Source organism: Ignavibacteria bacterium (assembly GCA_013177855.1).
Taxonomy (GTDB): Bacteria; Bacteroidota; Ignavibacteria; order Ch128b; family Ch128b; genus Ch128b.
Genome location: JABLYA010000001.1, coordinates 909206 through 930046 on the forward strand (window position 1 = coordinate 909206; position 20841 = coordinate 930046).

The window sequence follows — 20841 nt, forward strand, 5'->3', positions numbered from 1 at the left end:
ATTTCAAACTGAAAAACAATTTCTGCGAATCTTAGTTTTCTTCCAGCCGATTTATTGTAATAAAATTCATTTATATTAATTTTGAGATATGAAATCGAAAAAGAAAAAAATCAACTACAATAAATTAATTCGTCTGGGTGTTGTTTTTATTACCATTCTCATTATTTCTTTCATTTTTCCTAAAAGCGAGTCAATTGAGCGGGAAGTAAAAGTTGGCGATATCTGGACATCAAAAGATTTAATTGCTCAATTTTCATTTCCTGTCTTAAAATATCCGGAAGAATATGAAAGAGACTTGATTGAAGCGGAAAACTCAGTCCTTCCCATATTTGAATACAACGATACAATTCAATCATTCTGTTATTCATCATTAAAAATTTTTACAGAAAATTTGAAACGAGACTTTAAACTTTTGGCGACCAATCCTTTAATCAGCGATTCTATATTAAATTTATATTCGATTGAAATTGATACTATAAAACTTCAAAAAATTTTAAAACAAATTACGCCAGAATATTTCAACTCTTTCGAACTAATCACAAAAAATTTAATTGAATACATTTACAGCATTGGTTACATAAATATCCCTAAACAAGAGATTCAAAAAGATTCAATCTTTGTAAGAAGAAAAAACGAAGAAAAAAAATTTGAGAAAAATAATTTTCTTGATCAAAAAGATGTTGAACAAATAATTCTTCAAAGTCTTGAACAATTTAATGATCTTAGAGAGCTGTCTATTCCACTGCTTCGAAATTTTGCCAATGAATACATTAAGCCAAATATTATCTTTAATGATGAAGAAACTCAACTAGCCATTGAACAAGCCAGATATAAAGTTTCTAAAAATGTTGGGATAGTCCTTGAGAACGAAAGAATTGTTGCAAAGCACCAGAAAATAACAGAAGATATCAAGCGAAAAATAGATTCGTACAGAAGGATAAAATTTGAAAAAGGTGAAAAATTTGATTTTATCCTTCAGTACATCGGGAAATTTTTACATATCACAGTTATTATTCTTTTGCTTGGGATATACATTTATCTCTTCAGAAAAAAGATTTACAATGATACCAGTAAAATTTTAATTCTTTCTATCATCTTTATTTTAATTTCATTTTTTGCTTTTGTTACTTCAAGAATTGAAACTGATTTGCCTCTCGAGTATCTGATCTTAATTCCCACTAGCTCAATGCTGGTTACAATTATTTTTGATTCGAGACTTGGATTTTATGTAACCGTTGTGATTTCATTAATCATTGGAGGAATTCGCGGGAATGATTACACAATTACAACTGCAAACATCGTAGCTGGAGCACTTGCAGTTTATTCTGTTAGAGACATAAAGAACAGAGCACAAATTTTTCGATCTTTAGTTTTTATCTTCTGCGGCTACTTTGCAGCAATAATTGCTTTTGGTTTTGAAAGGTATTCTCCAATAATTGAGATGGGAAATGAAACAATCTTTGCACTGATCAACTCAATCATTTCACCTATCTTAACTTATGGCTTGTTAATATTCTTTGAGAGAATTTTCAAAGTCACAACTGATTTAACGCTAATCGAGCTTGCCGATTTTAATCATCCTCTTTTGCAAGAATTGAAATCAAAAGCGCCAGGAACATTCCATCATTCTGTTAACATTAGTGTTTTATCAGAAAGTGCAGCAAAAGCAATTGGTGCAAATACAATTCTCACAAAAGTTGGCGCGCTTTATCATGATATAGGTAAAATCGTTGAACCAAATTATTTCATTGAAAACCTGCGTGATGAAAAAAGTGAACATGAAGATCTTAATCCCGAACAAAGTGCTCAAATAATCTTAAACCATGTTGAAGAAGGAATTGAGCTGGCAAGAAAATATAATTTGCCAGAAGAAGTAATTGATTTTATACCAATGCATCACGGAACAACTCATGTTCAATATTTTTTAAAAATTGCCAAACAACTCGGTAAAAAAATTGACGAAGATAAATTTCGTTATCCTGGTCCAAAACCGCAATCAAAAGAAACTGGAATAGTAATGTTAGCCGACGCAGTTGAATCTATGAGCCGTAATCTCGAAGTAGTAAATGAAAATATTCTGAACCAATTAATTGATGAAATAATTCGTAAACGATTTCTCGAGGGCCAGCTTGATGAATCAAATCTAACACTTCGAGACCTTAATTTGATTAAACAAAGTTTTGTTGAGACTTTGCTAGGTGTATATCATCAACGAATTAAGTATCCTGAAAACTGATTATGGCAATTCATTTATTTGATAGTCTTCTTAAAGAATTTCTAACATACTTAAAACTAATGAGAGGCTACTCAGAAAATACAATTGATTCTTATAAAAGAGATATTCAACGGCTTTTCGATTTTTTAGAAAGCAAAGGAATTGATGATTTAAATGATGTAAATAAAAATATTTTAAGCAGCTTTTTCTCAACCCTAGATACGCTTGGACTTTCAACAAAATCTATCGCACGAAATTACTCATCAATTAAAAGTTTTTTTAGATATCTTCTGTCAAATGATTTTATACAAAAAAATCCTGCATCGAAATTTAAAGGACCAAAAGTTTCTGTTCATCCTCCTGAAATTTTATCACTATCAGAAATCAATAAAATTTTAGATCAGCCGAATCCAAAGACTTTACTTGGAATAAGAGATAAAGCAATGCTCGAATTTGCGTATGCAACTGGAGTAAGAGTATCCGAATTAATTAATCTTAAAATGAACGATTTATTTCTGAAAGATGAAGTTGTCAGGATTTTCGGGAAAGGTTCTAAGGAAAGATTTGTTCCAATAGGTTCACACGCAATTTATTGGCTAAATCAATACCTTACAAAAGTTCGTCCAGCTCTTGCAAAAAAGCTTGAATCAGGTAATTATGTTTTTCTTAACAGCCGCGGGAAAAAATTAAGTCGAATGGGCTTCTTTAAAATTTTACGCGAATATGTAAGACAAGCAGGAATTGACAAAAATGTTCATCCTCATACAATCAGACATTCATTTGCAACTCACTTGCTTGAAAGAGGTGCTGATATAAGAGTTGTGCAGGAATTACTTGGTCATTCTAAAATTTCAACTACACAAATTTACACTCACATTGATCGAACAAGATTAAGGGATGTTCTCATAAAATATCATCCAAGAGGACAGCTAAAATAAATTTATTTCGAGAAAAGAATGGAAAACATAACTGTAAATTACAAGCTGATTTTATTTTTACTTTTTATACCTATATTTTTAATTTCAATTGCAATTCATGAATTCTCTCATGCTTTCTTCGCATACAGGATGGGTGATCCAACAGCTAAAAATGCTGGTCGACTAACACTAAATCCAATAAAACACATTGATTTGATCGGAACAATCATAATTCCAATTGCTGCATTTTCATCAGGAATTGCATTAATCGGCTGGGCTAAACCTGTCCCAATCAATCCGAACAACTTTAATAATAAAAGAGTTGGAGATGCGATAGTTTCTTTTGTTGGACCTTTTTCAAATTTTTTATTTGCTTTTGTTCTGCTGATACTGATTCTAATTCTTCCCGAAGTGATAATCTTTGAAACAAATCAAAGGGAAATTCTTCTTTCTACAATTCTGAAGTATGGAATTTACATAAATCTGTTTCTTTTTCTTTTCAACCTACTTCCAATTCCTCCACTCGATGGAATGCATATAGTTCACTCCATTTTCAATTCAAGGTTTACTGAAAGATTATTGAGTTATAGTTACCTTGGACCAATTATTCTTTTAATATTTATTTACAGCCCATTATGGAAATATTTTAATCAGGTGCTTCAATTTTTAATAAAAATTTTTCTTACACCTGTTTCATAAACGAATTGATATTCTGACGGGAAGAGATACTAAAAGAATTTTTTGGATTTTTAAAAAATTTTGGACTTCACTCAATCCATATCAATCGTTCTTTGAAGATAATCACTGTAATCATTCATAATTGGTTTGTAATCTTCGTTCATTAGTGGTGATGAAATAATAAAATCTGCTGTTGAGCGATTACACGCTGTCGGAATATTATAAAGCACAGCAATTCTAAGTAGAGCTTTCACATCTACTTCATGTGGATGCGGCTGCATTGGGTCCCAGAAAAAAATCAAAATATCAATTTTACCATCTGCAATCATTGCGCCTAATTGTTGATCTCCGCCAAGAGGGCCTGACTTCAATTTTTTTATTTCGATTTTCTTTTGAGTTTTCTTGAATTCTGATTCTAATTTTTTCTGCAAAGTTTCTTCAATAAGTTTTCCAGTGGTTCCAGTACATACAAGATTATGTTCGATCAAAATTTGCCAGTTCCATTCAGCCCATTCAATTAAATCTTTTTTACAGTTGTCGTGAGCAACAAGACCAATTGTCTTCTTAAGCTTCATTATTGCCTCCAATTTTAGTTAAAGATTAAATTCTAGTTGATTTGTTCAAAGATATGGAAACTTAAAAAAGTTAATTATTAAAGAATTGTTAAGTCTTTGAGTTTTGCATTTAATAAATTTTTTAAGGAAAGAAAAAATCTAAAAATTTGAGGAAAAAGTAATCTAATCAAGAACTTAAGTATAAATGTCAATCAATGTAGAAGCAAAGAATTAAGAAGAAAACTTATTCTCAACCTCTTCTTTATTCAACCCAAGTAATTCAATTGAAATATTCCACAACTCTTCCTGAAGCTTCTCATCATAAGAAATTTTTGATGATTTAACTGGCTTTTTCTTAATAAAATATTTACCACTTTCATTTTTTACTTCTTCAGATGTTGCAAGAAAAACAGGCGTTTCAGCTCCAACTGAAAGCGGACTTCCAGAAATTCTAAATCCTTCATAAAGTAACTTTGTTGAAATAACCCCAGGATGAAGAGCAAAAACTTTTAATCCTAAATCCTTAACTCTTCGATGAAGTGCATAAGTGAAAAGCAAATTATGAAGTTTTGAATTTGCATATGCTCTGTAACCTGAATAATTTTTCTCAAGCATCAAATCTGATAAATCATTATCAGCATTTTCGTGAGCTATTGAGCTGACATTGATAATTCTACCATCATCAGACTTTTTCAATAAATCAATTAAAAGATAGGTTAGATAAAAATGACTCAAGTGATTAATCTTAAATGTCAGTTCAATTCCTTTTTCATCAACTATTCTTTTCTTCAAGTAAACACCAGCATTGTTAATTAAAACATCTAACCGATCATATTTTGATTTAATTTCTTCAGACATTTTTTTGACTTCATCTAAATTTGAAAAATCAGCAACAACAAAATCTATTTTTTGATTTCCTGTTTTTGATTGAATTTCCTGATAAGTTTTGAAACACCTTTCTTTATCCCTTCCATGAATAATAACTTGATGATTTAGCGAAGCAAGTTCTAATGCAGTTTGTTTCCCAATTCCATCTGTTGAACCAGTTATTAAAATAATTTTTTCTTGCATGTATAATAACCAATTATTTTAGTTCTTACTGATAAAAACTTTAAAATTTTGATGATTAGATTTTATCACAAGTCAGACCTTTATCCAGATCACTTAAGTAAAATCATTTTCTTGGTACTTGAAAATTTTGGGGTGACCATTTGATAGAAATAAATTCCCGATGGTAAATTACTCGCCTCAAATTTTATCTGGTAGGACCCAATTTTAAGATAATCATTGATTAATGTTGTAACTTCTCTGCCATGCAGATCATAAATTTTCAAGTTGACAAATTGATTTTCAGGTAGATCAAATCGAATTATTGTTTCTGGATTAAATGGGTTTGGATAATTCTGATATAATTCAAATTTTTCAGGCACAATCGAATAGTCTTCAACTGAAGTTGGTTGTGATTGAGTTTTAAATCTTAAGATAAATGGGTCTCCAGGAATTCCATCTCCATTACCGTCTAACTGTATTCCGCCGACTGATTTTGCTGAAGAATCTATTTTGACCGTGTACCATGTATCATAAAAAAGTGGCTGTGATGGAAAAACAAAAAGAAGAGTTCCACTCGAAAGCCATGCGAATGAGTAAGAGGTTGCCGGTGTAATTGAAAATGCTTTTCTCACCGAAGCAGTATCCATTGATCTTGAAAACCGTATACCAATGTAATTTGTAACCCTAAAAGTTGTATCATTATTAACTGGTTGAGTTGCTGTAATTACTGGTGGAACGTTTACAATTAAATTTTTATCAACAAAATGAAGACCATTTACAGAAACATTCAGGTTCGTTGAATCAGGAACATAATTAGGTGTTTCAAATTTTATAGTGTGTGATGTTGGCGGGACAAAATCAAACATGTAAAATCCATTATTATAATAATCACCATAATAAACCCGATTCGCTGGAAGTAGTCTAACTATTGTTCCATTTTTTGGTTTTAATGAATCTGCATCCGTTTGAATTCCAGCTATGATTGCAAAAGTATCGGAGACTACATTATAGAATTGCATAAAAGCTTTCATTATTGCAAACGCTTCCATTTTACGATAAGCCTGATTCATCAATCTTCTTGTCTCTGGGAAATAATCATGAAACGAGCCCTCAGAAAGTTGGCCAGGCATTTGAAGCGGCCTCAACACACCAAGCCCAGCAGTTCCCCAATCAGGATAAAATGACCAATCACCTCGAACATAATAAGTAGAAGTTCTTAAATGATTTTTTATCTGTGGTGCAATGTATGAACTCATAGTTTTTGCGTCGGGAAATACAGGTTGATTATCGTAACCTCTAAAAAGAATTAGTGTGTAGTTAGTCCCGCTATTTGTTCCACCCGTTGCATTGCTGTGAATTGAGTGAAAGAAATGAACATTGTTAGCATTTGCAATTGCAGCGCGAGCTGAAAGGCTTGGTTCCTGACTGTCGTCTGGATAATCATTGGTGTATCTTGTCAGAATCACCCAAGCATTTTTTTGCTTAAGAAGAGTATCAAGAAGAAGAGCCTTTTGAAAATTACTTTCCGATTCCCAGAAATCTATTCCAGGATCAGGGACAACATGACGATCATTTGCTGGATTATGTCCACCATGGCCTGGATCAATGCAAAATTTTAATCCTGAAAAATCGGTCCTCTGTTGAGAAAATAAAACTAAAGGGAAAAAGAGTAATGCGATTAAAAAATTATTCTTGACTTTCATCTATTTTTCTCTCACCATAGTTATAGTTAATAATAAAGATTTCACCACCAATAGATGAACAAACAATTTTGTTTTCTGTTGGTGAAGTATGGGGATACATTTCAATTACATTTGGTGTTGAAGTTAACTGAAATTTTTCTTTTCCATCTGGTGTAATTGCCATAATCTCTGATGATAGAATGAAATGTCCATCGTCTCGATCATCCATATAAATAATGTACTTGCCATCCCTTGTCCAGACTGGTGCATCAATTCTTCCGAGCCTTGCAATGATATTTCCATCAAGATCACAAACAAATGCACCACGATCAGCTTCATAAGCAACCAGTTTTGTTTTATCGGGCGAAAGTGAGGGCCATATGTAACTGCCATTTCCAAATGGATCTAAGACTTTTCTTTCTCCGTTATGAAGAATGACAATTTTTGTGTTTTCGATACCTATTATTTTTGTCTCACCTGATAACTTTGCTTTTTCTGAAATTACTGTTTCAAAGCCAGAAGTATACACAACACTCGATTTCACAAAAGTTGGATTAGAAATATCCGAACCTGAAGCAATTTTTTTCTCAGATAAGGTTTTGAGATTTATTTGATAAAGTTCTTGAGTTCTTTCTCTTGTTTTTTCATCGTAAGTAGTTTTTCTATAAACAAGTTGACTCCCATCATCCGATATTATAAAACCGTAACCAGAACCAGGCGCATCTGTAATTTGTCTTAATTTATTTGAAGATAAAGTGTATTCCCAAATTCCATTAAAAGTTGAATTGGTGAAATAAATCTTTTTTCCATCTGGTGAAAAAACAGGATTCGACCATTCCTGATTCGTTGGCAGCGGGAGTTTCTCAATTTTTTCAGTGAATATTTGAGCTATTCCAACCGAATAAATTAAAAGTATAATTAAAATTGGTCTCCTCACAGCGGGTTCCTTTCATTTTTGTTTATTTCATTTACAAAATTAAATGATTTGAATTTAAAAATTGCTGAAAAAGTTTGTCGCATATCAAAAATCTTTCACTTATTAAAACATAGGTGCATTTAAATTACTATTAAACTTTTTGGTTAATTCTGTCAATTTCAAATGATACAATAAAAATTTAACTTCGAAATAAAAAACTAAGAAAAAAATGTATAGACTTGCACCAATTGCTATAATCGTTGCAGCTGCACTCTGGGGACTCGATGGAATTGTTCTTCGTCCATCGCTCTATACTCTTCCAGTTCCACTTGTAGTTTTAATTGAAAGTTCAATTGTCGCATTGCTTCTCACTCCATTCTTTATTAAAAAAATTCAATTTCTTAAAAATTTGAAATTGCGAGATTGGCTCTCATTTTTTGCAGTTGCACTTTTTGGTGGTGCACTTGGGACAATGGCAATTACAAAAGCTCTATTCTTTGTAAATTATGCAAATCTTTCTGTTGTAGTCTTGATTCAAAAACTTCAACCTGTATTTGCAATCTCTCTTGCAGCAATTCTTTTGAAAGAAAAACTTCAAACTGAATTTTACCTCTGGGCGGGAATCGCATTAATCGGTGCTTATTTGATGACATTTGGCTTTCATTTACCTGCTCTTAGTTCTGGTGATAAAACACCAATTGCCGTTTTGTTCTCACTCATTGCTGCAATCAGTTTTGGATCTTCGACGGTTTTCAGCAAAAGAGCCTTAAAGAATGTTGGTTTTGAAATGGGAACCTATCTTAGATTTTTAATTTCTTCAGTAGTGATGATAATTATCGTTTTATCAACCGGCGATTATCAAAGCATTTTGAAAGTTAGTCAGATGCAATGGATTGTATTTCTAATTATTGCATTTACAACTGGTGGACCAGCTATTTTTCTTTATTATTATGGATTAAAATCTGTACCCGCATCGGTAAGCGCAATTTGCGAACTTTCATTCCCATTAACGGCGGTCTTACTTGAATATTTTGTTCATGGCAATATGCTTGATTTAGTTCAATGGGTGGGTGTAATACTTTTAATTGGCGGAATCTTAAAAGTATCTTCTCTTTCTAAGTAAAATTACAAGTTTGTGATTTCTTCTATCAGATGTTTTGAATTAACAATTCAATTATATTTTTCAAAGGATTTCAGAAAACCTTAAACCTTTCTAAAATTTTTATACTGCCCAAACGCTGAATTTAAAGACAATGTTCTTTCAATACAATTTTTGCAATGCACTTTGATCAAGCAAAAGCAACATCATAATCATTTTATTTTGGATTCAAAAACCCCATTCCAATCGTCAGGTGGCGGGGAATTTAAAAATTCAAAACATCTGTCAATAAAAACTCGAGTGGGATAATCATCGGGATTTACGAGAAGAACTTTTTCAAATTCTTCAATTGCCCTACTAAACATTTTTTCACGATATAAATTCAATCCAGTTTCGAAGTATTCTATAAGTTTCAATATTTCTTTTTGGTCATCATTCGAAAAGATTAATCCTTCTTTTAAATCAATAAGTTCAAAGATCCTGACAGGAATAGTTTTACCTTTTACAAGTATTAAATCAAGTTCACGAGCAATTACTCTATCTTTGATTTTATTATAAATGCTTTCACTTATAACTATATCGGTTCCATAAATTTTATTGATTCCTTCAAGCCTTGATGCAAGATTTACGTTATCACCCATCACGGTATAATCAAATTTTTTCTTACCTCCCATATTACCGACAATCATTTCACCTGAATTTATTCCAATTCGAATACTAAATTCCTGACCAATGATAGCTTTCCAATCAAGCTTTAGTTCGTTTACTTTCTTTTTCATCTTAAGCGCACACAGTGCAGAATTGAAATGATGTTCTGGATCATCAAGGGGTGCATTCCAGAAAGCCATTATTGCATCACCTTCAAACTTATCCAGAGTTCCATTGGTTTCAAAAATTATTTCAGTCATCTCATCAAAGTAATGATTTAGAAGCTCAACTAAAGTTTCTGGATCTATTTTCTCTGAAATTGTTGTAAAGTTTGCCAGATCAGAAAAGAGAACTGACATTTCTTTTCTTATTCCACCGAGTTTTAATTTCTCAGGGTGCACAACAAGTTCATCGACAAGTTTAGGATTCAAGTACTGACTGAACATAGCTTTTATGATTAATTTTTGTTTTCTCTCTTTTAGATAGTTTGAAACTGAACTAACTGTGTATGCACTTACTACCGCCAGAGCAGGTGGAATAAACATCCTGATTAAATGGAGTTTTAAAAATAGATAATAATAAATTTCATAGATACCGACGATAAATAAAATTAAAATCAAAAAGTTTATTAACTCACCAATTAGACTGGTCTTAAATTTAATCGAACGTATAAATTCGAATAAATTCATACAAAGAAAAATTAAAACAAAAATTATGGCAAATCTCACCGTTAATGAACCGCGATGTAGAAAATTTTTATCAAGTATCATTTGAACAACATTAGCGTGAACTTCAACTCCAAACATCAAATTTCCAGAAATGGATTTACTTTCTTTCGGTGCAATACTCACGGGAAATAGATCTTTATCCTCTGGTTCAATAGAACCAATTAAAACAACTTTATTTCTAAAAATATCTGAATACAATAATCCAGTTAATGAGTCATTAAAAGTATTAATGTCTACTCCTGTCTCAAGTTCTGTCAAAGTTTGGAATTTTGAATCATCAATTATATCGATAAAATTGATCGTCTTGAATGTGCCCGAAGGTCCATAAAAATTTATTAAAAATGAGTTTGATGTAAATTCAGGGATTTTGAAGAAACCATAATCAAAAGATTTTTCAATCTTTTGGGGAGTAAAAAACATATCTAGATTATAGTAACGATTAATAACTGCCAGAGAGAATGTTGGTATTTTAGTTTTCGTTCTTGCGTCAAAGTAATAAGGAAAATATCGTCTTAAGACTCCATCATCATCTGGCAAAACATTGACAATCCCGATAGAAGAATCACTTTTTAAATAAACATTACCAAAATTTTGTCTTGGAGATTCTTCTGCTTCATATCGCCAATCGAATTGTTCAATTTTTCCAGCAAGGATAACATTTTTATATTTCTTAATTACACTTACCAGAGCGCTGTCATTCTTTTTTGAATATTTATCAAATTCGTTGAAAAGCAAATCAATCCCAATAACTTTCGCACCAGCTTTATTTAAATTTTCAATCGCTTTAGCAAATAAATTTCTTGGAAGAGGCCAAACATTAAATGGTGGTGGAAGTTCATTTAGTGTCTCGTTGGAAATTCCAATGATTATCACATCAAGGGAATCGGGATTATTGATAATTCCCCTCCGATTAAAATTTAAATCAATAATCTTGTTTTCGAGTGATGTAAAAGGTTTGAAATTAATTATTTCTGACGAAGAAAAAATAAAAATCAATAGAGCAAAAATTATTGAAGAAACTAGATGATATTTATCTTGACCAAAATATTTCTGAATCTTATTCAGCATAATTAATTAACTCTTTGTGGATTAAGTTAAAAAATTAATATGATTGTTTCGAGTTGTTCATAGCTCATTGACATTTTCTATATATTTTATTTATTTATAAATAAATCTTAAACAAATTAGTGAGGGACCTATGAAAAAAATCTTTTACTTTCTCTTTCTTATAAGTTCTATAATATATTCGCAAAACGAGTATCATTTAACATGGAAGTTAAGTCAACTTCCTTTTATGGCTCCGCAGGCTGCTTCGGAAGTCGCAATTGTTAAAGCTGGTTTTGACACTGATAACGACGGCAAGAAAGAATTTCTAATCGCCTGGACAGATATGGATGAAAACTACATTATAATGTATGAAGCAAATGGGGATAATACATTTGATACAGTCTGGACTTGGAAATTTCCAGTACAATCGAATTCATTTGCAGGCATTGCTATTACCGATCTTGATGGCAATGGAAAACAGGAAATAATTGTTACTCTACCTTCAGTAGTAGGAACAATTCCAAATCCGCCTAGATTATGGGGGTTTGAATGGAATGGTACTGTTGGAGAAAACAAGTATGGAATTTACACTTCTGGTGCTGGACCACTTCCTCATTTGGAATGGAATTTTAACTTACCAGATAATATCGATTTTAGACCTTATTCACTTGTCGCTGAAGATATTGATAACGACGGTAAACAAGAGCTAATTGTTGGGGTTCGACAGGGAGGAAGGGAAAGAGAAGTTTTTGTTTGTTCACTTGAGGGTGAAGTTGCTGGTTTTTCTTCCTGGATAATTGAATACAACTTGCAGGGACTTACCGGTGGTTCACTTTATAGTGTAACAACTGGTGATCTTGATAGTGACGGTAAAAAAGAAATTTATGCGTTTATATGGAATCGTTTTACTCTTTATATAATTGAATGTACTGGACCAAATCAATTTCAGGTGGTAGACAGTTTGAAACAATTATTTACTATAGATTATGGTGCACTCGACGGTGTCCGTGTCGCTGATGTTAATAACGATGGAGTAAAAGAAATGTATATAGCTGGTACTGAAGGAGACAACACAATATTTGTTATATCAAATATAAATGATGTTTCTCAAATTGATTCTTCAAATGTAAAAATTTTAATGCAAATTCCACCTAAAGCAGGTACTCTCGGACGATTAAGAGCAATGTATATAGCTGATATGGATGGAGATGGAAAACTTAGTTTAATGATAGCAGGTGAAAGAAATGGTCAAATCTTTGATGTTGAATATAAAGGAACAGGTGATCCAACTGACAGCTCAAGCTGGGATGTAAAAGTTGCATTTGATATTTATGAGTATTCTGGCATTTCTCCAACTGGTAGCCCGACTATCACTCCACGTCTATTTTATGGTTATCCTGGCGGTGACTTGGATGGTGACGGCAAGAATGAATATGCCTTTGTTAACTACTCATCGGATTTCTCAGTTTGGCAAGACGATGGATATGCATTTATAATTGAAAATCAAACAGTAACAAGTGCAGATGATGATTTTGAATTGAAGAATTATGCTCTGTAGCAAAACTATCCAAATCCTTTTAACCCCTTAACAAATATTGAATTTCAAATTGCCCAAGATGGATTTGTGAATATTGCTCTTTACGATTTAATGGGACAAAAAATTAAAGATATTGTAAATGATTTCAGAAAAGCTGGGAAATATTTAATCCAGCTCAATGCTTCGGATTTATCAAGCGGCGTTTATTTCTACAAAATGAATGTCAATAATTTTTCACAAACCAGGAAACTTATCGTTATTAAGTAATTATGATTTTGAAACTAAATTCAATAGTTTGCATCAAACTCAATAAAACAAGGAAAGGAAAATATGTTAGAACATTTAACTAAAGAAACTTTTTTGCAAAAAGTCTTTGATTATGAAAATAAACAGGAATGGGAATATCAGGGTGAATTGCCAGCGATAATTGATTTTTATGCTGATTGGTGTCAACCCTGTAAAATTGTTGCACCAATTTTAGAAGAACTTGCTGAAGAGTATAAAGACAAAATCGTAATTTACAAAGTGGATACAGAAGAAGAGCAAGAACTTGCTGCCGTTTTTGGTATTCGAAGCATTCCTTCACTATTATTCATCCCAATGAATGATAGGCCACAAATGGCAGTTGGTGCACTTCCCAAGGAAGCATTCAAAGAAATAATTGAAGATATTCTTTTAAAGAATAACTCTCTGAACTAAGTTAAATTCAAATCTTTGAGAATTTAGAACGGAATCTTCGTTGATGTAATTCGACGAAGATTCCGTTTTGCATTTTAAAATTCCTCACTTTATCTACCATTTTTTTAGTAGCTGCAAACAGCATTAATTAAACAGACTGTTAGACGTTTTGAAAATATCATTATAATTTGATAATTTTGGATTGAATATTGTATACAATATACAGTATAATTTATGAATGAAAATTCACAAGTAAACATTTCATTAAATCTCGAAGACTTAAAACCACTTAGAGATAAGATCGCCTCTTCAATAAGAGAATCAATACTTACTGGTAAATTGAAACCTGGCGAACGATTGATGGAATTAGACCTTGCCAATCAACTTGGGATCAGTCGTACACCAGTTAGAGAAGCATTTCTTCAGCTCGAATCCGAAGGTTTCGTTCAAGTGATTCCACGAAAAGGAGCTGTTGTAACTGAAACTTCTTTTAATGATGCTAAAGAAACTTATGAAATTAAAAGCGTTCTTGAGGGACTTGCCGCTAAACTTGCAACCTCATTTTTAACTGAAGAACAAATTGACGAACTCGTAGAATTAAACAATCAGATGAAGAAAATCTCAAAAACAAAAGAAAAAGATTATCAAAAGTTTTTACAGCTTAACTCAAAATTTCACAAAATAATTAACGAAAGCTGCGGCAATTCAAAACTTATAAAATTAATCCATAACCTGCGACATCAAACTTTCCGCTATAACTATTTATTCCTTTCTCTTATTTCCCATCTTGAACATTCCGTTCAAGAGCATGAAAAAATAATTATGGCTATAAAAAAACGAAATCAAAATCTGGTTGAAGAACTGGTCAAAAGGCATAATGAAAACGCAAAAGAAGCATTAATCAAGTTTATTAAAAACAAAAATCCATAAAACCATAGAGGTGAGGTATGAGCAAAATTAAAGTTGCTCTTGTGGGGTTTGGTAATGTTGGATGCATGGCTTTAGATGCAATTACAAATGAACCTGATATGGAGCTCGCAGGAATTGTCGAAATTCAGAATATTGAGAAAATAAGATCGACACTGACTCCACAAAAATGTTGTCAATTCGGGAAAACCAAAATTGTTAGTGATGTCCGCGATCTTGATGAAGTTGATGTTGCTTTAATTTGTGCTCCATCGAGAAAAGTAAAGGAAATTGTATCACAATATTTAAGGTTTGGAATCAACACAGTTGATAGTTTTGATATACATTCTGAAATTCCTCAACTAAGAAAATATCTTGATCCAATAGCAAAAGAAAACAACAAAGTTTCAATTATTTCAGCTGGCTGGGATCCTGGAATTGATTCGGTAATTCGCGGTTTATTTTTGACAATGGCGCCAAGAGGGATCACTCACACCAATTTCGGTCCCGGTATGTCAATGGGACACACTTGCGCAGTAAAGGAAATTCCAGGTGTAAAAAATGCGCTTTCAATTACAGTACCTGCTGGAATGGGAATTCATCGCAGAATGGTCTATGTAGAACTTGAACCCGACGCTAACTTTGATGAAGTTGAAAAAGCAATTAAAACTGATCCTTATTTTATCAAAGACAGAACCTATGTTTTTCAAGTTGATGATGTTCAAAAACTAATTGATATGGGTCACGGTGTCGTGATGGAAAGGAAGGGTGTCTCTGGTGCAACTCACAATCAAATCTTCAAATTCGAAATGAGAATTAATAACCCAGCACTGACGGGACAGATAATGGTTTCGGCTGCAAGAGCAGCAATGAAACAAAGACCGGGATGTTATACTATGATTGAAGTTCCTGTTATCGATTTCCTTTATGGCGAACTCGAAGATTTTATACAAACTTTAGTTTAATTAAAGGTGAAATTATGTCCGACCCTTACTCAAGAAATTTAATTCAAAAAGATTTTTATTTCAGCAAAACGGAGATAAAAGGAAAATTTGTAGTCGTACTTGATGGTAAATTGGAAAATCGTGCATTGAATGTGATACCTCAAATGTCTCGTGCTTTCCCACAAAATTCAATCATAGAATTAATAGGAACAGACGAAGAAAATATTCAGCAAGGCTCAATCGTTAATAAAATTGCATACATAGGTTTTGTTGAACTTTTAAATGGAGGAGTTTTACTTGTCGGTGACAGAATTTTATGGAATGATAAAGAAATTGGAGTGATAGCAGGATTTGATGATACTCATATGCCTAACCATCAAAATGTAATTGTGAAGATGAAAGAAAGAATTTCAGGGAAAGAATTTGGAATAAAACTAAACGATCAAATTACACTTCCAGGATTTTAAAAAAGAAATAAATGAAAGGACAAAGAACAATGGCAAAGCCTAGATTTAAATTTGAAATGTATAAAAGACTTCAGCAAAGAATCCCTCAAATTTATGCTGACGCAAAAAAGGCAGCTGAAAAACTAAATATTCCCAGTGAATTAAAAGGAGCCTTCGGTTTAACCGGCGCAATTTCAGGTTGTCCCTCACCTTTGAGAGATGACATTGAACATTTTCTTGCACAAGAATCAAAGAAAGTAGTTCCTCTCTCAGTTTACGTTGAAGAAATTCGAGCGATTATCAAAGAAGTTTACGGAGATGAATTTGACGCAGCACCAGTTAATACTTGCGAAGGAGGCCTCTGGATTACATTTGATACTTTGTTTACTCCACCAATGCAAGGCCGCGGTGATAATTACAGAACAAGATACATCGCTCCACTCGAACGACATATTCATCATCAGGCTGGATATGGAAGACCATTTCCACCAAAATATAAAGACATCTTAGCTGACAGAGGCTGTACAGCTGGTGAACTTGGATTTTACGGTAAAAGACAAAACAACCTTGATACAGTTTTTGTCCCACTTGAAGGTGCAAAATACCCTGTGCATGGAATTAATTATCATCCTGTCCCGCTATTAAAAAATGTTGATGTTGAAGCTTCGTTGAAAAAAATTGAAGAAGTAGCTGAAAGACATCAAACTTTACTTTCGGGATTCGCATCTCTTGGTTACGACACACCCGGCTACGGTTATGGCGATAAAGATGAAAATGGAATACCAAAGCTTCAAAAAGGAATCGCTCAAATCGCCAAAAAATACAATGTACCTTATGTAATTGATAATGCCTGGGGAATTCCAATAATTGGTAATAATATTAAACTAATCGATGCTGATGTGATGATTTACAGTATGGACAAAGCAACAGGTTCTGCAACATCAGGATTGATAATTGGAAAAGAAGAAGTAATGGTGCCTATTCGTAGAGCTCTCGGTTATCACGGCAATCGATATGGTACAACGGCATCTTATGGAAAAGCTGCTTATGTAACAATGGATCCAGGTAAAGAAGGATTATGTGGTCAACTCGCTGCTCTTAGAGCTCTTAAAGAAAAACCTGAAATCATCAAAAAGCCAATTGACGATTTATATGAAATAGTTGTTGATGAGTTTTCCAGAATTGACGAACGAATTCGCAATTACTTCGAGATTTATAAGAGTTATAATTCCGGAGCAATTGAAGTCAATTATGAGGAAAGCTGGGAAAGTGGAAAACTCGGTATCCCAATTTTTACAATTGAAGATATGTATTCTGGTTCAAACTTATTCCAGGATGGATTAACTCAGATGGGAATTATTCCAACAATTGGATATGATGCGAATATCTTCATTTCTCCAGGATTAGGAACTACAGATAACAATGGTCAAATTATCGAAGAAAGAGCTCGAATGGTTGTTCGTGGATTGGTAATGTTAATCGAAATAGTCTGCGAGCATGCTGGAATATTTGAGTAAAAGGATATTCGATATTTTCTCTAAGCTGCCGTACTTACTTAGCTACGGCAGCCCTTTATAATTTGAAATTTTTTATCAGACGCATAAAGTTCACAAAATTTTTCAGAATGATGGTCAATCTTTAGGTTGCTTAATTTAATCAACCTGTATTTGAAAATAATATAAAGGTAAAATTATGAATTCAGCTCTTGATCATATTTTAGATGCTATTGACATTGAAACATATCTTGTTTGCAGCGACGAGAATGAAGGAAAAAATCTTGCCCTTCAACTCGGCAAAGAATTAAATCTTGGTGAAATTGATATAATGTATCAGGAGTTTGATGGTTACGGTATCAGAGTTCGTCTTCGAAAATACATTTACAAACCTGGAAATCATTATAAATATCTGACCAATAAAAATTCTGAACTGTGAAAATGAAAAAACGAATTTTATGTGTACCTCTCGATCCTGTTCACGATGTTGGAATTAAAATTATTAAAAATGAACTTGACAAGAGAGGTTATTTAACGGAACTTCTCCCGCCCGATTTACCACTCGAATCGATCGTGAAAATTGCTGCTCAGGGAAATTATGATTTCATTCTGGTGAGTAGAACAATTGGTTATGGTGTTGCTGAAATGTTGGCTCGCTTTATTGATATGCTTGATGCCGCAGGAGTAAGAGAAAAATCTAAGATTGTTATTGGCGGTAAACCAATTACTCCTGAATTGGCCGCTGAGCTCGGTTTTGATAAAGGTTTCGGTGAACACTCCACAATCGAAGATTTAATTTCTTACATCGAAGGTAAAGAGGTCTCTGCTAAAATCACTGGTCTTAATCGAAATAAAAAAGATATTACATCAAAATATGATTACAAATTTTTGAACAAAGAAATAGAAGAACTCTTAGAAATTATTACTGATAAATTTCTGAAATTTATTTCCAATAAAACTTCTGCTGGTATTGAGCGTGCAAAAATACGCGAAGAAATATTCCAGACGGAAGATGAAGCAAAGAAAATCTCTCTGAAAGAAAAATACTTATCATACTGCGATACTGAAATTATCAGAAGTGTAAAAGACAAGCATTTTATAAAAAATGTTCGGGAAGTTACTTCAGAAGAATTAGAATATTTGAAAAATTATCTGAGCCACCATCTTCCTCTGTATCCTAAAACAATTCAACATAATGAAGAACAGCCAATTGTATTTAAGTTTCTAGGAAGTGGATGTCCTATAATGGATTTAATTCACGGAAAAATTTGCGAGCGTTATGGAATTAATGGATTTCTAATAATCAATCCATCGTGGGAAGCAAGGTATGAAGGATTGCTTGAAGGTTATCTGACACACGAAAATGACGGCACAATCACTTCGTTTGATAATGTAAAATTAATTCGAGATAATCTTGATAAAAGCACATTGCTTTCAATCAGAGCACATCGTGGATTAAATACACCCGAGACTGTTTTAATTGCCGGCGAAGCAAATGCTGATCTTGTTAAAATAAATCTTGTGTATGGTTCGCTCGGTGCTGGAACTGATCCTTTACGACTTGCCGTCGATGGTGTTGAAGCAATAAAACTTGCAGCAAAATACAATCTTCCATTTGATATTCCAGGTAATGATGAGTTAAGTGGTGTCCCCGCTTATAAAACTCTCGCAGGACTTCTAATCAATTTGATGATTGGAATTAAATTAAATGCAAAGCCAATCTTAAAACCACTTTTCTGTTATGGTCCTCATATTGTCATCAATGATTTAATGAAACAAAATTTTATTGATTACAACGCAGCAAAAATTTTTGCACTCAGACAAATAGTGAATGCACCAATTTGGCCCGGTGAACCAATTGCTTTTATGACTCAATCAGAAGAAAGAGTTCAATCAGCAAACTCAACTTCTTACCATGCGGCACTTGCTGCATCATTAAAAGTTGATGCAATAACAGTTGCGTCAACAGATGAAGCATATTCAAGAGGACCGATTGCAATAACTTCACGAATTGATACAATTAATGCCGTCTCAGATGCATTCAAGTTCATTGGTAATAGTGGCTTTCAACCCACTCCGCAGGCTCAAGAATTTACCGAGGATTTGATTAAAAAAATTACAAATATTTTGAAAGAAGTTTCTCAAAAAGAAAATCTTCCTCAAGCTATTTATGATGGAGTGCTCGGGAATAAAGAAGATGGGGCTTATCCAGGAATTTTTGGCAGAGGCACAGTTAAAGAAAAATGAAAACTCTCGGAATAGTCGGTACCGCAAAGAATACTGGAAAAACCACTACCCTTTCTTACATTTTGAATGGATTTCAATCACAAAAATTAAAAGTTGCCGTAACTGGAATTGGTTACGATGGCGAAGAATTTGATAATATAACCAACCTTCCAAAACCAAGAATTTTCTTCAAAGAAAATTCAGTAATTATCACTTCAGAAAAATGTATTCAATCATCGAAATTAGACTTTGAGTTAATTGAGAAAACTCCTTTCCGCACTGCTCTCGGGGAAATTCTAATTGTTCGTTTAATCGAAGCTGGAAAAGTTGTGATAGCTGGACCTAACACGACAAAAGGCTTAACGGAAATTAAATCTTTAATTGAAAGAAAAACTGACACAGAATTGTTAATCGTTGATGGCTCTCTCAATCGAATTACACCTATGTCGATTGTCGATAGATTAATCTTTACAACAGGTGCTTCGAGAAGTCAAAACATAGATCAGCTTGTAAAAGAAATGATAATTATCGAAAGGCTTTTTAATTATCCAAAATATTCCTTTGACTTTTTTCAAGGTGAATTTGTTCAGATTTCAACTTTGAACGGATTGATAAAATTAAATCTTAACTCACTTGTTGATAAGAGTGATTTTTTGGAAATCAAAAAATTTTTAGACCACTCTGCCGACAAAATTTTTATCCCCGGCTTAACTTCCACAAAAATTCTTATTGAATTAATTGATACGATTAAATTAAGCTTGAATAGACCAATCCAATTAATTTTTTATTCTCCTCTACAGATCTTATTGACCGATGATCTTTTTAAAATTTCTGAATTAATCGAAAGATGTGAAATAAACAAAATTGATATAGCTTACATTTACAAACCAGAACTTGCAGCAATTACAATAAATCCATTTTATCCAAAATCTGAGAATTTTTCATTTAAACCAGCCTACATAAATAAAGATGAATTATTTGAAAAAATGTCAACCAACCTCAGAACTCCTGTGTTCAATATTCTTGAAGCTAACGCAAATAAAATTTTTGAATTGATTTGATTTAAGGATCAAAGCG

The 20841-nt window shown here is 32.8% G+C and carries 19 protein-coding genes; 14 read left to right on the top strand and 5 right to left on the bottom strand.

Annotated elements, in window-relative coordinates; translation table 11 throughout:
• Positions 1-88: 88 nt before the first annotated feature.
• Genes HPY57_03870 through HPY57_03880 form a run of 3 tightly spaced genes read left to right on the top strand, consistent with a single transcriptional unit; the run spans position 89 to position 3831 of the window.
• Complete coding sequence (locus HPY57_03870) at positions 89-2236, top strand: HDIG domain-containing protein (protein ID NPV10908.1); 2148 nt, start codon at positions 89-91, stop codon at positions 2234-2236.
• A gap of 2 nt (positions 2237-2238) precedes the next feature.
• Complete coding sequence (gene xerD / locus HPY57_03875) at positions 2239-3153, top strand: site-specific tyrosine recombinase XerD (GenBank protein NPV10909.1); 915 nt, start codon at positions 2239-2241, stop codon at positions 3151-3153.
• A gap of 18 nt (positions 3154-3171) precedes the next feature.
• Positions 3172-3831, top strand: coding sequence for a site-2 protease family protein (locus tag HPY57_03880; GenBank protein ID NPV10910.1), 660 nt, complete (start codon positions 3172-3174; stop codon positions 3829-3831).
• A 71-nt stretch (positions 3832-3902) separates the two neighbouring features.
• Here the strand turns inward: HPY57_03880 and HPY57_03885 are convergent, their stop codons facing one another.
• The 4 genes from HPY57_03885 to HPY57_03900 form a co-directional block, all read right to left on the bottom strand.
• The gene (locus tag HPY57_03885; GenBank protein ID NPV10911.1) at positions 3903-4385 is read right to left on the bottom strand and encodes a methylglyoxal synthase; all 483 of its coding nucleotides are present in this window, start codon (positions 4383-4385) and stop codon (positions 3903-3905) included.
• 210 nt (positions 4386-4595) lie between these two features.
• Positions 4596-5435 carry an SDR family oxidoreductase gene (locus HPY57_03890; protein ID NPV10912.1) on the bottom strand — a complete coding sequence of 280 codons (840 nt, stop codon included), beginning with the start codon at positions 5433-5435 and terminating at the stop codon, positions 4596-4598.
• Between the two features lie 89 nt (positions 5436-5524).
• Positions 5525-7117, bottom strand: a complete 1593-nt coding sequence (locus HPY57_03895; GenBank protein ID NPV10913.1) for a T9SS type A sorting domain-containing protein — start codon at positions 7115-7117, stop codon at positions 5525-5527.
• Positions 7101-8033, bottom strand: coding sequence for a hypothetical protein (locus tag HPY57_03900; GenBank protein ID NPV10914.1), 933 nt, complete (start codon positions 8031-8033; stop codon positions 7101-7103). The genes HPY57_03895 and HPY57_03900 overlap by 17 nt, the downstream gene beginning before the upstream one ends.
• Before the next feature lie 208 nt (positions 8034-8241).
• On the opposite strand from HPY57_03900, the gene HPY57_03905 reads away from it, so the two are divergent.
• Complete coding sequence (locus HPY57_03905) at positions 8242-9135, top strand: EamA family transporter (GenBank protein NPV10915.1); 894 nt, start codon at positions 8242-8244, stop codon at positions 9133-9135.
• A 188-nt stretch (positions 9136-9323) separates the two neighbouring features.
• On the opposite strand, the gene HPY57_03910 is transcribed toward HPY57_03905, so the two are convergent.
• Positions 9324-11555 (bottom strand): adenylate/guanylate cyclase domain-containing protein, encoded by a 2232-nt coding sequence (locus tag HPY57_03910; protein ID NPV10916.1) that lies wholly within the window; start codon positions 11553-11555, stop codon positions 9324-9326.
• A gap of 130 nt (positions 11556-11685) precedes the next feature.
• Between HPY57_03910 and HPY57_03915 the strand changes: the two genes are divergently transcribed.
• From HPY57_03915 to HPY57_03960, 10 genes are all read left to right on the top strand, one after another.
• Positions 11686-13092: a VCBS repeat-containing protein gene (locus HPY57_03915; GenBank protein ID NPV10917.1), complete on the top strand. Its 1407-nt coding sequence runs from the start codon at positions 11686-11688 to the stop codon at positions 13090-13092.
• Positions 13093-13128: 36 nt separating this feature from the next.
• The gene (locus tag HPY57_03920) at positions 13129-13338 is read left to right on the top strand and encodes a T9SS type A sorting domain-containing protein (GenBank protein ID NPV10918.1); all 210 of its coding nucleotides are present in this window, start codon (positions 13129-13131) and stop codon (positions 13336-13338) included.
• 63 nt (positions 13339-13401) lie between these two features.
• Positions 13402-13770, top strand: coding sequence for a thioredoxin (trxA, locus tag HPY57_03925; GenBank protein ID NPV10919.1), 369 nt, complete (start codon positions 13402-13404; stop codon positions 13768-13770).
• Between the two features lie 213 nt (positions 13771-13983).
• Positions 13984-14679, top strand: a complete 696-nt coding sequence (locus HPY57_03930; protein ID NPV10920.1) for a GntR family transcriptional regulator — start codon at positions 13984-13986, stop codon at positions 14677-14679.
• Between the two features lie 17 nt (positions 14680-14696).
• Positions 14697-15620: a diaminopimelate dehydrogenase gene (locus HPY57_03935; protein NPV10921.1), complete on the top strand. Its 924-nt coding sequence runs from the start codon at positions 14697-14699 to the stop codon at positions 15618-15620.
• Positions 15621-15634: 14 nt separating this feature from the next.
• Positions 15635-16066 (top strand): hypothetical protein, encoded by a 432-nt coding sequence (locus tag HPY57_03940; protein ID NPV10922.1) that lies wholly within the window; start codon positions 15635-15637, stop codon positions 16064-16066.
• Positions 16067-16095: 29 nt separating this feature from the next.
• The gene (locus HPY57_03945; GenBank protein ID NPV10923.1) at positions 16096-17562 is read left to right on the top strand and encodes a hypothetical protein; all 1467 of its coding nucleotides are present in this window, start codon (positions 16096-16098) and stop codon (positions 17560-17562) included.
• 175 nt (positions 17563-17737) lie between these two features.
• Complete coding sequence (locus HPY57_03950; GenBank protein NPV10924.1) at positions 17738-17977, top strand: hypothetical protein; 240 nt, start codon at positions 17738-17740, stop codon at positions 17975-17977.
• Positions 17974-19785 (top strand): cobalamin B12-binding domain-containing protein, encoded by a 1812-nt coding sequence (locus HPY57_03955; GenBank protein ID NPV10925.1) that lies wholly within the window; start codon positions 17974-17976, stop codon positions 19783-19785. The genes HPY57_03950 and HPY57_03955 overlap by 4 nt, the downstream gene beginning before the upstream one ends.
• Complete coding sequence (locus HPY57_03960) at positions 19782-20825, top strand: hypothetical protein (protein ID NPV10926.1); 1044 nt, start codon at positions 19782-19784, stop codon at positions 20823-20825. The genes HPY57_03955 and HPY57_03960 overlap by 4 nt, the downstream gene beginning before the upstream one ends.
• Positions 20826-20841 lie beyond the last annotated feature (16 nt).